At 68.4% G+C, this 14,057-nt stretch carries 12 protein-coding genes and 1 tRNA gene; 8 read left to right on the top strand and 5 right to left on the bottom strand.

Annotated elements, in window-relative coordinates; genetic code table 11:
* Positions 1-213: 213 nt before the first annotated feature.
* Positions 214-296 (bottom strand) — tRNA-Leu (locus J4Z35_RS08340).
* Positions 297-507: 211 nt separating this feature from the next.
* Between J4Z35_RS08340 and J4Z35_RS14850 the strand changes: the two genes are divergently transcribed.
* The 6 genes from J4Z35_RS14850 (at position 508) to pknB (ending at position 8,406) form a co-directional block, all read left to right on the top strand.
* Positions 508-1,836, top strand: a complete 1,329-nt coding sequence (locus J4Z35_RS14850; protein WP_311200819.1) for a DUF3662 and FHA domain-containing protein — start codon at positions 508-510, stop codon at positions 1,834-1,836.
* A complete protein-coding gene (locus J4Z35_RS08325; RefSeq protein WP_006944783.1) occupies positions 1,833-2,303 on the top strand; it encodes an FHA domain-containing protein in 471 nt (156 codons plus the stop codon). The genes J4Z35_RS14850 and J4Z35_RS08325 overlap by 4 nt, the downstream gene beginning before the upstream one ends.
* A gap of 2 nt (positions 2,304-2,305) precedes the next feature.
* Positions 2,306-3,580, top strand: coding sequence for a protein phosphatase 2C domain-containing protein (locus tag J4Z35_RS08320; RefSeq protein WP_208065500.1), 1,275 nt, complete (start codon positions 2,306-2,308; stop codon positions 3,578-3,580).
* A complete protein-coding gene (locus J4Z35_RS08315; protein ID WP_208065499.1) occupies positions 3,577-4,956 on the top strand; it encodes an FtsW/RodA/SpoVE family cell cycle protein in 1,380 nt (459 codons plus the stop codon). The genes J4Z35_RS08320 and J4Z35_RS08315 overlap by 4 nt, the downstream gene beginning before the upstream one ends.
* Positions 4,953-6,407, top strand: a complete 1,455-nt coding sequence (locus tag J4Z35_RS08310; protein ID WP_208065498.1) for a penicillin-binding transpeptidase domain-containing protein — start codon at positions 4,953-4,955, stop codon at positions 6,405-6,407. Before J4Z35_RS08315 ends, J4Z35_RS08310 begins: the two co-directional genes overlap by 4 nt.
* A gap of 100 nt (positions 6,408-6,507) precedes the next feature.
* On the top strand, positions 6,508-8,406 hold the full coding sequence (gene pknB, locus J4Z35_RS08305; RefSeq protein WP_208065497.1) for a Stk1 family PASTA domain-containing Ser/Thr kinase: 1,899 nt from the start codon (positions 6,508-6,510) through the stop codon (positions 8,404-8,406).
* 90 nt (positions 8,407-8,496) lie between these two features.
* On the opposite strand, the gene J4Z35_RS08300 is transcribed toward pknB, so the two are convergent.
* Both J4Z35_RS08300 and J4Z35_RS08295 read right to left on the bottom strand, forming a co-directional pair.
* Positions 8,497-9,132, bottom strand: coding sequence for an aminodeoxychorismate/anthranilate synthase component II (locus J4Z35_RS08300; RefSeq protein ID WP_006944795.1), 636 nt, complete (start codon positions 9,130-9,132; stop codon positions 8,497-8,499).
* Positions 9,133-9,281: 149 nt separating this feature from the next.
* A complete protein-coding gene (locus tag J4Z35_RS08295) occupies positions 9,282-10,133 on the bottom strand; it encodes a DUF881 domain-containing protein (protein WP_231729405.1) in 852 nt (283 codons plus the stop codon).
* 92 nt (positions 10,134-10,225) lie between these two features.
* On the opposite strand from J4Z35_RS08295, the gene J4Z35_RS08290 reads away from it, so the two are divergent.
* Positions 10,226-10,462: a cell division protein CrgA gene (locus tag J4Z35_RS08290; RefSeq protein WP_006944615.1), complete on the top strand. Its 237-nt coding sequence runs from the start codon at positions 10,226-10,228 to the stop codon at positions 10,460-10,462.
* A 594-nt stretch (positions 10,463-11,056) separates the two neighbouring features.
* Here the strand turns inward: J4Z35_RS08290 and J4Z35_RS08285 are convergent.
* Together J4Z35_RS08285 and J4Z35_RS08280 are read right to left on the bottom strand one after the other, a co-directional pair.
* Positions 11,057-11,992 carry a rhomboid family intramembrane serine protease gene (locus J4Z35_RS08285; protein WP_006944690.1) on the bottom strand — a complete coding sequence of 312 codons (936 nt, stop codon included), beginning with the start codon at positions 11,990-11,992 and terminating at the stop codon, positions 11,057-11,059.
* Between the two features lie 143 nt (positions 11,993-12,135).
* Entirely contained in the window at positions 12,136-12,654 is a 519-nt protein-coding gene (locus J4Z35_RS08280; RefSeq protein WP_074045839.1) for a peptidylprolyl isomerase, read from the bottom strand.
* Positions 12,655-12,825: 171 nt separating this feature from the next.
* On the opposite strand from J4Z35_RS08280, the gene J4Z35_RS08275 reads away from it, so the two are divergent.
* Positions 12,826-13,983: a hypothetical protein gene (locus tag J4Z35_RS08275; RefSeq protein WP_131940210.1), complete on the top strand. Its 1,158-nt coding sequence runs from the start codon at positions 12,826-12,828 to the stop codon at positions 13,981-13,983.
* Positions 13,984-14,057 lie beyond the last annotated feature (74 nt).

The raw sequence follows: 14,057 nt of genomic DNA, 5'->3' as shown, positions 1-14,057 counted from the left end.
TTCTTCGCGGGCGCCGCGGTCTGCGAGAAGGCGCCGGCAGAGCCTGACTTGAACATCAAAGTCAGGGCTCACAGATCGACCGCCAGCGCCACAGCGCCCACCCAAGCGATTTCAAGGCCGAAAACCCCTCGGAAAACGCGAATCCCGGCCTGAGATTTCTCTCAGACCGGGATTCGTGAGCTGTAGCCACAGTGATTCGTGAACTACCCCGCGTGCGCGAGGGGGGATTTGAACCCCCACGCCCTTTCGGACACTGGCACCTGAAGCCAGCGCGTCTGCCGTTCCGCCACTCGCGCGAGTGCTCACCTATCATTCCCTACCTTGGGCGAGTTCACCAAATCGGCGCGGCGCCCGTGCCCCGCCACCACGCAACCGTCCGCCCTCACAGGCACGCGGAGGCGCGCTGCATCCAGCGCAGGCAGGAGTGCGCCCGTTACGATCAAAACCCCGGCGAACCGTTGGGCGCACGTCCCCGCTCAGGGGTGAGGTACGAGACTGGAGGCACCCATGGGTCTGTTCGACAAGCTCGAGAGCAAGCTCGAACAAGGCGTCAACGGCGCTTTCGCGCGCGCGTTCAAGAGCGAGGTCCAGCCCGTCGAGATCGCGTCTGGAATCCGCCGCGCCATGGACGACCGCGCGGCGTCCGTCGGCAAGGGCAAGCGACCCATCGTCCCCAACCTGTTCACGATCGAGTTGTCGCCGACCGACTACGACCGCCTCTCCGAGTGGGGCGACGAACTCGACGACGAACTCATCGCGAGCGCCCAGGAGCACGCCGACGAGCAGCGCTACATGCCCGGCGGCCCCCTGACGATCGTGCTCACCGAATCCGACGACCTCGAGACGGGCGTCTTCCGCCTACGCCCCGCAACGGCCAAGGCCGCGGATGCCCTCGCCCACCAGCGCAACAACCCGCGCCCGCAGCGCGAGACGCACCACGACGACACGAGCCACGACGCCGCGGCGCAGCCCACGGGCGCGAACCACGACGCCCACCTGGACACCCGCGATGCGTCCGATGCCTACGACGCTCACTCCGGCACGCACGCCGGCGTCGCGGGTGCCAGCGCCGCGAGCGCCCTCGGATCGACGACGTCACCGCACCCGACCGGCCGCACGTTCGGTACGCGCATCAAGGACTACCTGCTCGGCAGCCCGCAGCCCACCACCGACTCGTCGCGCGGCCACGCCGACGCCCCCCCGTCCGCAGCGTCCGAGTACGAGCGCAACGATGAACGCGGCTACCTCGACCGCGAGGCGCACGTCAGCGCCCCGCCAGTACAAGACTCATACGCTGCCGACGACCACCTCGTCGAAGACGAAGCCGGATACGACGACTACGACCACCACGGTTTCGACGATGCCCACGCCGACGGTCGCGTCTACTCGGGCGATGTCTACGTCGACGCCGAGAATCACGACAACCATGACGCGAACGCTCACCACGCCTGGGATGACGACAGCGACGCCGGCGACCCGACGGGCTACGAGCCTGCGCCGCGCCCGGAATCGGCGCGTCCGCGTCAGATGTCGCCGCGCGAACGCCCGTGGCTGAAGATCGACGGGCAGCGCTACCCCCTGCTCGGAGCCATCACCGTCCTCGGGCGTGACGACGACGCCGACATCGTCGTCGACGACCCGGGCGTCAGCCGTCGTCACAGCGAGATCCGCATCACGCACGACGGTCCCCACCTCGTCATGAGCGTGCGCGATCTCGGGTCGACGAACGGCACCTACGTCAACGGCGAGCACGTCGGTTCGACGCACGTGCACGACGGCGACCGGTTGACCCTCGGGCGCACCCCCATGACCATCCATCTCGGAGACCGCCCATGAACGAACTGACGATGACGGCCATCCGCTACGGCCTGCTCGCGCTGCTGTGGTTCTTCGTGTTCGCCGTCGTCGGCGTGCTCCGTTCCGACCTGTACGGCGCGAAGACGGGTGGTGGCCGTGCCTCGCGCGCTGTTTCACGTGAAACGAAGGCCAAGACACCCCGCGCCGTGCGCAAGGGCCCGACGCATCTCGCCATCATCGAAGGCGCGATGCGCGGCACCACGCTGCCGCTGTCGGAATCCGGCACCTTGCTCGGACGCAACCCCGAGTGCTCGCTCGTGCTGAGCGACGACTTCGCCTCGGGTCGCCACGCCCGCATCTACCCCGAATCCGACGGCTGGTACCTCGACGACCTGGGATCGACGAACGGCACGTACATCGGTGCTGAACGCATCGGTGAGCACGTGCGCGTCGAACCGGGCACCCGTATCCGTATCGGCCGCACCGTCCTCGAACTGAGGAAGTGACCATGCCCATCGCACTCAGATACGCCGCACGATCCGACGTCGGTCTCGGCTCGAAGAAGCGCAACGAGGACTCGGCCTACGCGAGCAGCTCGATGCTCGTGCTCGCCGACGGCATGGGCGGCCACGCCGCAGGTGACGTCGCGAGCTCCACCGTCGTCGGCGAACTCGTGCAGCTCGACGGCGACGACATCGGCGCCGACGACGCTCTCGACCAACTCGCCGACGGCATCGCCGAGGCCAACGAGAAGTTGCGCAGCGAGATGGACGCCGATCCCACCCGCGAGGGCATGGGCACCACCCTGATCGTGCTGCTCAAGACCGGCCGGCAGCTCGCGATGGCGAACATCGGCGACAGCCGCGCCTACCAGCTGCGTGACGGCAAGTTCACGCAGATCACGAAGGACCACTCCTTCGTCCAGAGCCTGCTCGACTCCGGCCGCATCACCCCCGACGAGGCCGTCCACCACCCGCAGCGCAGCCTCGTCACGCGCGTCCTGACGGGCCGCGAGGGCGACGTGCCCGACCTCAGCCTGCGCGAGGCACGCGTCGGCGACCGCTACTTGTTATGCTCCGACGGCCTCTCCGACTACGTCGGCGCCCGCACGATCGAGGAGATCTTCACCGAGGGCGCGTCGAAGAGCGTCGGCGAGGTCGCCGACTCCCTCATCGAGATCGCCCTCAAGGCCTCGACGCTCGACAACGTCACCGTCGTCGTCGCGGAGGTTGCGGACATCGACGACGTCGACCTCGCCGCGCGCCCCGACGTGGTCGGCGCCGCCGTCGCGCACGGCCTGACTCAGAGCCTGCCGACGCGTGAGCAGACGCCGGCGGAGAAGGCCCGCGCCCTCTCCCGCGAACTCGACGGCGACGACGAACCCGACGAGACCGACAAGGGTGCCCACCTCGCCGAGACGCGCCCGCGTCGCCGCGGACGTCGCTACGCCGCCATCGCCGCGCTCGTCCTGCTGCTCGCCCTCGCCGTGGCCGCCGTGTGGGGCTGGACGTGGTCGCAGAGTCAGTACTTCATCAAGGATTCGGGCGGCCGCGTCACCGTCTATCAAGGCGTCGACTCGAAGCTCGGCCCGATCGACCTGCGCCATCAGCAGGAGAGCACGAACATCCCGACCGCCGACCTGCCCGAGTTCTGGCGCTCCAAGGTGACGAGCGGCATCGACGCCTCCAGTGAGAAGGAGGCCGCCGCCACCGTCGAGCGTCTGCGCGCGGAGATGGTCGCGTGCCTCGCCGCGTCCGCCTCCGGAAACGAGTGCACGAAGTGAGCCCAGACCTCGCGACCATCACGGGCCGAGGCACGAAACGCGGCACCGAGCTCATGCTGCTCGCGTTCGCCGTGGGCATCGTGCTGTTCGCCTACGCGAACGTCGGGCTCGCGGTGGAGGGGTCGCTGCCGACCGACATCCTGACGCTCGGCGTCGGGATGGGCGTCATCGCCCTCGTGTTCCACCTCGTCGTGCGCGTCGTCGCCGCCTACGCCGACCCCGTGCTGCTGCCGGCCGCGACGCTGCTCAACGGCCTCGGACTCGTCATGATCCGTCGTATCGACATGGCCCGCGGCAAGGGCGTCATGGAGGGCGCAGCCGTCCGACAGCTCATGTGGTCGGCCATTGCCGTCGCCGCCGCGATCGGGCTGCTCTGCCTCATCCGCGACCACCGGCGGCTGCGGCGCTACACGTTCACGTTCGCCCTCGCCGGCCTCGCGCTGCTCATGATGCCGCTGCTGCCGTTCATCGGCATGAACATCAACGGCAACCGCATCTGGATCCACGTCGGGCCGCTCAGCTTCCAGCCGAGCGAGGTCGCCAAGATCCTGCTCACGATCTTCTTCGCGAGCTACCTCGTGCAGACGCGTGACGCGCTCAGTCTCGTCGGCAAGCGTGTGCTCGGCTTCCCGCTGCCGAGAGCGCGCGACATGGGCCCCATCCTGCTGGCCTGGCTGACGTCCCTCGCCGTCCTCGTCTTCGAGAAGGACCTCGGCACGTCGCTGCTGTTCTTCGGCCTGTTCGTCGCCATGCTCTACGTGGCGACGGAGAGGCGCAGCTGGATCGCCATCGGTCTCGGGCTCTTCTTCAGCGGCTGCTACCTCGCGTACCTGCTCTTCCCCAACTTCCAGAACCGCGTCACCCTCTGGCTCGACCCGTTCGCGCCAGGCCTCTCCGACCAGGTCGCCCGCTCCCTCATGGGCCTCGCGTTCGGCGGACTCACCGGCACCGGCCTCGGACGCGGCTACCCGACGTTCAACTACGCCGAGGCGAACTCTGACTTCATCATGTCGAGCTTCGGCGAAGAACTCGGCCTCGTCGGCCTCACGGCGATGATCGCGCTGTTCGCCATCATCGTCGAACGCGGCCTGCGCATCGCCATTGCCTGCCGCGACGGCTTCGGCAAGCTCCTCGCGACAGGCCTCGCGTTCTCCATCTGCCTGCAGTGCTTCGTCGTCCTCGGCGGCATCACCCGCGTCATCCCCCTCACCGGTCTGACGACGCCGTTCCTGTCAGCCGGCGGTAGCTCGCTGCTCGCGAACTGGGCGATCATCGCGCTGCTGCTGCGCATCAGCGACCAGGCGCGACGCCCCGCCGTCACGGAGGCGAGGCCGACGCTCGGCTCCGACGACACCCAGGTGGTGAAGATCCGATGAACACGCCGATCCGCAAGCTCGGCGTCGTGGCCTCGATGCTGTTCTGTGCCGTTCTCGTTGCCGCGAGCTACATCCAGGTCGTCCAGGCGCCCTCGCTCGACGCCCGCGCCGGCAACAGCCGCGTCATCAACGACGGGTACAAGAAGGAGCGCGGCAGCATCCTCGTGGACGGCAAGGCCATCGCGACGAGCGTGAAGTCGAACGACAAGTACGTCTACCAGCGTCAGTACTCGAACGGCTCGCTCTATGCGCCCGTCATGGGCTACAGCTCGATCGTCTACGGCAACGGCGGCGGCATCGAGGGTGCCTCCGACGGCGTCCTGAGCGGCACGAGCGACTCGTTGTTCTACCGCCGCCTCGCTGACGTCGTCACGGGCAAGAAGCCCGCCGGGGCCAACGTCGAGCTGACGATCAACCCCAAGATCCAGGCGGCCGCGGCGAAGGCGCTCGGCAACCGTCGCGGCGCGGCCGTCGCGCTCGACCCCAAGACGGGCGCCGTCCTCGCCATGGTGAGCTCACCGACGTACGACCCGTCGACCCTCGCCTCGCACGACACGACGTCGGTCGTCAACATGTGGAAGCAGCTCAACGCCGACTCGACGCAGCCGATGGTCAACCGGACCATCTCGGGCAATCTGTACCCCCCGGGTTCCACGTTCAAGCTCGTCACGACGGCCGCCGCGCTCGAATCGGGCAAGTACACGCCCGAGTCGACGCTCAACGGCCCTGCCACCATCAGGCTGCCGCAGACGACGCACTCACTGCCCAACGACAACCACCTGCCCTGCGGCGACAACGACAAGACGTCACTGACGCACGCGCTCGAGATCAGCTGCAACACGGCCTACGCCGAGCTCGGCATGGATCTCGGCCAGGACAAGCTCGCCGCACAGGCCAAGAAGTTCGGCTTCGGCCAGGTCGTGCGCCTGCCGATGCGCGTCACGCCGTCGAGCTTCCCCTCCGACATGAACACGCCGCAGACGGCGATGGCCGCCATCGGCCAGTACGACGTGCGGGTCACGCCGCTGCAGATCGCGATGATCTCCGCGACGATCGCGAACGGCGGCACGCAGATGGAACCGCACCTCGTGAAGAACGTCGTCGACTCCGACCTCGACGTCATCTCCTCGACCGACCCGAAGATCATGTCCAAGCCCATCTCATCGGACACGGCCGGCAGCCTCAAGACGATGATGGAAGCGGTCGTCAACAACGGCACCGGCAAGCTCGCCGCCGTCGACGGCTACCAGGTCGCGGGCAAGACGGGCACGGCGCAGGGCGACACGAGCAAGGCCGCCGACCTGTGGTTCACCGGTTTCGCACCGGCGAACGACCCCAAGATCGCGCTCGCGCTCGTGCTCGAGAACGGCGGCGATCAGGGCGTCGAGACCCTCGCCGGCGAGGTCGCCGCACCCGCCGCGCAGCAGATCTTCGAGGCAGCCCTGCGATGACATCTGCGATTCCCGTCCGCATCTGCGATCTTCGTCCACCTCTGCGGCGCTCCACGGCCGCCGCGCACCGCCCCATCCCGACCCTCGCGAAGGACATCTCATGAGCGCGACACCACGCATCCTCGGTGGCCGCTACGAAGTCGGCGAACTCGTCGGCCGCGGTGGCATGGCCGACGTCCACGCCGGCCACGACACGCGCCTCGGACGCCCCGTCGCCATCAAGATCCTGCGATCGGACCTGGCGCGCGACCCCAGCTTCCTGCAACGCTTCCGCCGCGAGGCGCAGGCGTCCGCCGGGCTCAACCACGCCAACATCGTCGCCGTCTACGACTCGGGTGAGGACACCTTCGTCGAAGCGGCGGGCGGCACCGTCGACATCCCCTACATCGTCATGGAGTTCGTCGACGGGCAGACGCTGCGCGAGATCCTCAACGAGGAGAAGAAGGTCAGCGCCGACGAGGCCTGCCGCATCATGATGGGCGTCCTGTCAGCCCTCGAGTACAGCCACTCGAAGGGCATCGTGCACCGCGACATCAAGCCCGGCAACGTCATGGTGACGCGCGGCGGTTCCGTCAAGGTCATGGACTTCGGCATCGCCCGCGCCCTCGCCGACGTCGGCGCGACGATGACGAGCGCCCAGGCCGTCGTCGGCACCGCCCGGTACCTGTCGCCCGAGCAGGCGCAAGGCCAGAGCGTCGACGCTCGCACCGACCTGTACTCCGCCGGCTGCGTCCTGTTCGAGCTGTTGACGGGGCGCGCACCGTTCGTCGGCGAGCCCGTCAGCCTCGTCTATCAGCACATCGGCGAACAGCCGCAACCCCCGTCGCTCTACGAGTCGTCGGTGTCGCCGGCGCTCGACGCGGTCGTGCTGCACTCGCTCGCGAAGGGGCGCGACGATCGCTACCAGAGCGCCGCCGACTTCCGCGCCGACGTCCTCGCTGCCCGCTCCGGACAACCGATCTCCGCTGCCGCGCAGGCGAGCACGGTGACGTCCGCCGACCACACGGAGGTCGTCGACTACCCGACGCGCCGCGCTGCGGCGACGGCGGCTGCCGCCGATTCGACGGCCGAACTCGACTCGCGCGAACCCCGCCGATCGCATGCCGGATGGTGGGCCCTCGCGGCCGTCGCAGCGCTCGCGGCCATCCTCGGCATCGGCTACTTGTTCATGCACTCGCCCAGCTCGCCGGAGAAGGTCACCGTCGCGAGCGTGCGCGGCATGACGTACGAGCAGGCCGCGAAGACGCTGTCGCCCGACTTCACCGTCACGAAGCGAGAGGTCGCCGACAACGCCGCGGAGAACACCGTCATCGACCAAGATCCGGCGGGCGGGACGGAGGCATCCCGACGTTCCGACGTGACACTCACCGTCTCCACGGGCCCCGACTCGGTCAAGGTGCCGAACGTCGTCGGTGACGCCGTCAACGAGGCGAAGGCGGCCCTTCTCGCCGCCGGCATCGACGAGAACCACATCAAGATCTCGCCGACGAAGAAGGACGACACCGGCCTCGACGCCGGCATCATCGCCGAGAGCAACCCGAAGGCCGGCGCATCACTCGGCACGTCGAGCGACATCACGCTCTACGAGAGCAGCGGCAAGGCCACCGTGCCTGACCTCGAGGGCAAGACGGCGTCGGAGGCGGCGCAGGCGCTGTACAAGGCGCACCTGTCGATCGACTCCAAGGACCAGGTCACCGACAGGCCCGACGAGGTCGGCAAGGTCGTCTACGTGCCCGACGCCGGCAAGAAGGTCAACAACGGCTCGTCCGTCACCGTCTACATCGGCAAGTCACCCGAGAAGACCGCGACGGCCACCGTGACGCAGCCGCCCTCGTCGTCAGCGGCCCCGTCGTCCAGTTCCGCGCCCGCGACGTCGCAGTCCCCCTCGTCGTCGACACAGTCGCCGTCGCCGTCGACGAGTCCGTCGTCGACGAGTCCGTCGTCGACATCGGACGGTAGCGCGATGACGCCGTCGCCGTCGCAGTCGTCGAGCAAGTGAGCTGACGAAGGAAGCCCCCGGCCCTGTGGATCGGGGGCTTTCCTCGTTCGAGAGCCGCTGGTGGGGCGCGGCGTTCGGGCTATGTGCCGCTCAGGCGGTGCGCACGAGCGGTGCCATGCCGGCGCTGGCGGCGACGGCCGTCGTCGAACCGCACATCGCGAGCCAGTTGGCGAGCATGCGGTGGCCGCCGACCGTCATGACGGATTCGGGGTGGAACTGCACGCCGTGCAGCGGCAGGTCGCGGTGGTGGGCGGCCATGATGATGCCCGATTCGGTGCGGCCGTTGACGACGAGTTCGTCGGTGACGGTGGCCGGGTCGATCGTCAGCGAGTGGTAGCGCGTCGCGGTGAACGGGTCGTCGAGCCCCTCGAGGACGCCCGTGCCGTCGTGGTGCACCTGCGACGTCTTGCCGTGGAGCAGCTCCGGCGCCCGACCGACGGTGCAGCCCGTCACGACGCCGAGCGCCTGGTGGCCGAGGCACACCCCCAGCATCGGCTGGTTGCGCTCACCGCACGCCTCGATCATTGCCATGCTGACGCCGGCGTCCTCGGGCGTGCCGGGACCGGGCGAGACGAGGACGCCGTCGAAGTCGGCGCCGTCCTTAGCGCTGATCGCGTCGTTGCGCACGACGGTCGTCTCGGCGCCGAGCTGCTGGAGGTAGCCGACGATCGTGAAGACGAAGCTGTCGTAGTTGTCGACGACGAGGATGCGCGGCGAATCGGTCATGCGCGCCAGTCTAGGTGGGAGCCCCGACACCGCCGTCAGGATGCCTCAGGATGCCAGGTAACTCACGGGTCGGCGGACAGTTACGCGCCTACCCATGAGTCAGCCGCCATCCTGCCCGGGGTCAGGCTGCAGGCGCAGCAACACGGGCGTCACGGCTGGACGTGCGCGTGCTTCATCGTCACCGAGCCCGTGAAGGCGGGCAGCGTCGTGTTCTGGATGGCCTTGACGTTGTAGCCGAGCCCAACGAGGTCGACGTACTGCTTGTAGATCTTGACGGACTCGTCGGCCTCGAGCGCGGCCTTCAGCTTCACCGGGTCCCCGACGGCGGTGATCGTGAACGGCGGTGAGTACACGCGGCCCTGGAGGATGAGCGTGTTGCCGACGCAGCGCACGGCGCTTGTCGAGACGATGCGCTGATCCATGAGCTGGATGCCGCGAGCGCCGCCCTCCCACAGGGCGTTGACGACGGCCTGGACGTCCTGCTGGTGCACGACGAGCCAGTCCGGCGAACCGTCCTTCGGCAGCTCCTCGACCTTCTTCTTGCTGTCGTCGAGCGTCACGCTGATGGCCTGCCCGCTCAACGGTGCGAGACCCGCCGGATCCTGCGCCTTGTCGGCCTGCTTCGTCAGCGCCAACGCACGCGCCGCACCCGAATCCTTCTTCGCCGCAGCGAGCTGCGCCGCCTCGACGTCGGCGCGCAACGTCGCGACGTCCTCCTGCTTGGTCTTGACGCGCTGATCCGCGCGCCGCACGACATCAGCGAGATTGGTGGTGTCGGAGCGCAGATCCGTGCCGTTCGCCGCACGGGAACTGACCCCGAACATCGCCCCCGCGACGAGCAGCGCGATCGGGACGGCGGCCTTCCACGCCAACGAGCCGCGACGGCGCGCGGGCGGCATCTCGTCGATCGGCAACGCGTCGCGCGCAGCGTCGTCGGTGGCGCGTTCGACGTGTGCGGGCGGCGTCGCAGACGCGTCGCGCTCGGAGTCGCGTTCGCTCATGGGGTCAGCCTCCTTCACTCGACGCATCGCCCGGCCGGATCAACTAGGCTCTCACCCTAGTTGACGCACCGAACTCAGATGGGAGCCATGCCGTGGCCCGCAAGACCACCGACGCCACTCAGCGCGCCGCCGCCGGAGACGGCCTCAACCCCCGCTGGTGGCTGCCGGTCGCCCTCGGCCTCATGCTCGCCGGGCTCGCCTGGGTGATGGTCTACTACATCGCCAGCGGCACGACGAGCTACCCGATCCCCGGCATCGACGCCGGCAACATCGTCATCGGCTTCGCGGCCATCATGGTCGGCTTCGTCATGTTGACGCGCTGGAAGTGACCCCACCTTCTGTCCGCTGCTGACGCCCCGCCGAACCGAACGCCCGTTCCCTCGTGGGAACGGGCGTTCGTCTGTGTCTGCTCACTCGGGTTCGCTGCATCGTGGCCCCACGAGGTCACCGGGCGCCGCGCCGCAAGGCCTGACGGTGCGGGCGTCGCCCTGCGGCCTGCAACCCACGACGTTGTCCCCAGACTTGTCCACAGCCTGTGTGTAGTTACACGCGTGTGGTTTTCCACACCTGGGGACAAACCTGTGGAAAACAGTGGACGGCCGGTGGACGAGCCGCTGTTTACGGTGGAAAACATGCCGCTGACGGTGGACGAACCACCCCACGGCTGGGGATGACGCTGCCCATCGCCCCCACCCCTTGGCATAGATCAGCGGCGTTCCGCGGGTTTTTCCCCACCCCAGCCGTGGAAACTGTGGACAACCATGTGGGTGACGGCTCGTCCTCACCGTCCCCAGGTGGTGCACCGCGTCATCCACAGCTAACGGCACACCATCCACAGGCAACTCATCCACACGCATCGTGGGGTGCCACCCTACGGCAGCACCCCACGAACGACGAGGGCCTCGCTCAGCCCACGGCGACGATCATCCGACGATGTGCGGCCAGCTGACACCCACGACCGAGAAGTCGACGTACGCAGCGGCGATGAGCGCCACCGCCAACGCGCCCAGCGCCGAGGCCTGCATCGCGACCGGGCGGCGCCGCAGCGCATACAGGACGAGCGCGCCGACGGCGCCGGCCACCGCACCGCCTAGGTGCGCCTGCCACGCCACGTTGGACGCCGTGAAACCGATGACGACGTTGATCGCGATCATCGTCATCATCGGCCCGATCTCCCGGCCGAGTCGGCGGTTGAACACGACGACAGCGAGGAAGAGCCCGAACACACCGCCGGAGGCGCCGACCAGCGGCGTCACCCACCCTGACGTCAGCAGATCGAGCTGTGACGACGGCGCCGTCATGATCTGGTAGACGACGGAGCCACCGAGCACGGAGAGCAGGTACAGCGCCCCGAAGCGCACACGACCGATGAGTGGTTCGAGGTACTGCCCCATGAAGTACAGCGCCATCATGTTGAACAGCAGGTGCATCGGGGTGCCGGTGTCGTGGGCGAACCCGCTCGTCAGGTAGCGCCACGGCTCGTCCCTCGCGAACACCGCGACGAACGACACGTCGCGGTACAGCGCGTCACTCGCCAGCTGCCCCAGCCACACGAGACAGCAGATCGCGATAATCCCGATCGTGACGACGGGTCGACCCTGCGCCGCCGCGCCCGTCGTCATGCCCAGGGACGAGCGGGTCGGCAACGTCGGGTTCGTCTTCCGTTCGGCCGCGACGCAGTCGACGCACTGGAACCCCACCGACGCGGGGATCTGGCAGCGCGGGCACGCCGGGCGACCGCAACGTTGACAGCGCGTGTAGGCAGCGGTGTTGGGGTGGCGCGGGCAGACGGGTACCGCGTCCGGCGCCTCGGAGGCGCCGAAGGCACCCGAGCCGGATCCGGCGGGCGGCTGCGTCATGTCGTCTCGTTTCGTCGGAGGCGTGCGGGAAGAAGGCGTGAGACCAAGGATGGCCCCGTCATGCTCGACGGGGCCATCTCGGCTGCGCTGGCTGACGAGGAGTCGTCAGCGGTACCTCCCGACTTGCGGCGGGAGGCGAGGTGTCACTCGGAGATCGTCACGCTCTCGATGACGACGGGCTCGAGCGGCTTGTCCTGGGCGCCGGTGGAGACGGCGGCGATCTCGTCGACGACCTTCTTCGACGCGTCGTCGGCGACCTCACCGAAGATCGTGTGCTTGCCCTGCAGCCAGGACGTGTCGGCGACGGTGATGAAGAACTGCGAGCCGTTCGTGCCCTTGCCCATGCGGGTACCCGCGTTGGCCATGGCCAGCATGTACGGCGATTTGAAGTTGAGTTCCGGCGAGATCTCATCGTCGAAGTTGTACCCCGGGCCGCCCATGCCGACGCCGAGCGGGCAGCCACCCTGGATCATGAAGCCGGGGATGATGCGGTGGAACGTCAGACCGTCGTAGTACGGCTGCGGGTTGGTGCGGCCCGCGTCGTCCTTGTACTCCTTGGTGCCCTTCGCCAGGCCGACGAAGTTGTCGACCGTCTTCGGCGCCTGGTTGGGGAACAGGTTGATGTTGATGTCACCGTGGTTGGTGTGCAGAGTCGCGATCATGTCTCCAGTGTTTCACGTGGAACACGACAGGTCATGATGAGGTCTCGGGCGTTCGCGCTCAGCGAAACGACCTCCCACAGCGTCCAATACCTCACAACCGGTTGGTAAGCCCCGCCCGAACAAGGCAGGATGAAGTCAAGAACTGCTGCCGACTGGAGAGGAAGACCAGCCATGCTGTGCAAGTCCGAACCCACCAAGTCCGAGAAGGCCAAGGGCGCCGCCCTCGCCGTCGCCGGTCTCGCTGCCGAGAAGGCCGTCGAGGCCAAGGTCAAGACGGAGAAGGACGTCGTGCCGACCCTCGTCGAGAAGGCCGAGGAAGCCCGCGACGTGATCGTCGAGAAGCTCGAAGAGGCCCGCGACGCTGCTGCGCCGCACGTCGAGGCAGCGACGGAGAAGGTCGCCGACAAGACCGCCGACCAGCGCGAAGCCGTCGCCGAGAAGGCCGGCGCTGCGAAGGCCGCCACCGTCGCCTCGCTCGCCGCCGTCGCCGACTCCGCCAAGGACGCTCGTGACGACGCACAGCAGAAGGGGAAGAAGGCTGCCAAGAAGGCAGACAAGAACTCCTCGCGCTTCATGAAGAAGGCTGACAAGAAGACGTCCAAGGCGTCGAAGACGGCCGACAAGAAGGCCGGGGCCCTTGCTGCGCTCCTGGCCGCCAAGGCCGCCAAGGGCGAGAAGAAGGCCGTCAGCGCCTTCGGCCCGGGCGCCCGCGAGGACGTCGCGTACAAGGCCGCCGCCCTGCGGGGCCGCGCCGAGGCCGTCGCCGAGGACAAGGGCATCTCAGCCGACAACGCGCGCGACTTCTACAAGGACGAGCTGCTGCCGCACCTCAAGGAGATCCTCGCGACCGCTGCTGCCGCCGGCACCGCCGCGTCGCACAACGTCGTCGGCCAGCTGCCCGAGGGCGCACAGAAGCAGGTCGCGCAGTACGCGCCGGCCCTCGCGCCCAAGAAGAAGAAGGGCGGCTTCCTCATCACGCTCGGTGTCGCCGCTCTCGCGGGCGCCGGCTACCTCGTGTACGCCGACCAGCAGAAGAAGCGTGCGGCGGACGCTCGCCTCTCGGAGGCCGCCATCGCAGACTCCAAGACGGCTCGCGGTGACGAGATGACGATCAACAACCCCGTGACGAACTTCGCGAAGGCCGACGACACGACGATGGTGCGCCCGGCCGGTGTCGACACGCCGACTGCCGAGCCCGCCGGCGCCCCCGGCACGGCTGCGTCGTGGACCGACGCCGAGGCTTCGGGCCACATGACGACGGAAGGTCTCGAGGACCCGAGCGCGGGCGAGACGCGCAGCTCGCGTCGCGCGGCTCGCGACGACCACTGAGTTCGACGCTCCACCCCGACGCCAGGCCCCGTTGAGGGCCTCGCGATCGGGCACGACGAGGCGGCCATCCCGTA

Source organism: Dermacoccus sp. NHGro5, from assembly GCF_017565385.1.
Taxonomy (GTDB): domain Bacteria; phylum Actinomycetota; class Actinomycetes; order Actinomycetales; family Dermatophilaceae; genus Dermacoccus; species Dermacoccus nishinomiyaensis.
This window is presented reverse-complemented; position numbering and strand designations above follow the sequence as displayed.

Coding starts and splice junctions, on each gene's coding strand:
- J4Z35_RS14850 (WP_311200819.1), top strand. CDS start 508: ATGGGTCTGTTCGACAAGCTCGAGAGCAAGCTCGAACAAGGCGTCAAC.
- J4Z35_RS08325 (WP_006944783.1), top strand. CDS start 1,833: ATGAACGAACTGACGATGACGGCCATCCGCTACGGCCTGCTCGCGCTG.
- J4Z35_RS08320 (WP_208065500.1), top strand. CDS start 2,306: ATGCCCATCGCACTCAGATACGCCGCACGATCCGACGTCGGTCTCGGC.
- J4Z35_RS08310 (WP_208065498.1), top strand. CDS start 4,953: ATGAACACGCCGATCCGCAAGCTCGGCGTCGTGGCCTCGATGCTGTTC.
- pknB (WP_208065497.1), top strand. CDS start 6,508: ATGAGCGCGACACCACGCATCCTCGGTGGCCGCTACGAAGTCGGCGAA.
- J4Z35_RS08300 (WP_006944795.1), bottom strand. CDS start 9,132: ATGACCGATTCGCCGCGCATCCTCGTCGTCGACAACTACGACAGCTTC.
- J4Z35_RS08295 (WP_231729405.1), bottom strand. CDS start 10,133: ATGAGCGAACGCGACTCCGAGCGCGACGCGTCTGCGACGCCGCCCGCA.
- J4Z35_RS08285 (WP_006944690.1), bottom strand. CDS start 11,992: ATGACGCAGCCGCCCGCCGGATCCGGCTCGGGTGCCTTCGGCGCCTCC.
- J4Z35_RS08280 (WP_074045839.1), bottom strand. CDS start 12,654: ATGATCGCGACTCTGCACACCAACCACGGTGACATCAACATCAACCTG.
- J4Z35_RS08275 (WP_131940210.1), top strand. CDS start 12,826: ATGCTGTGCAAGTCCGAACCCACCAAGTCCGAGAAGGCCAAGGGCGCC.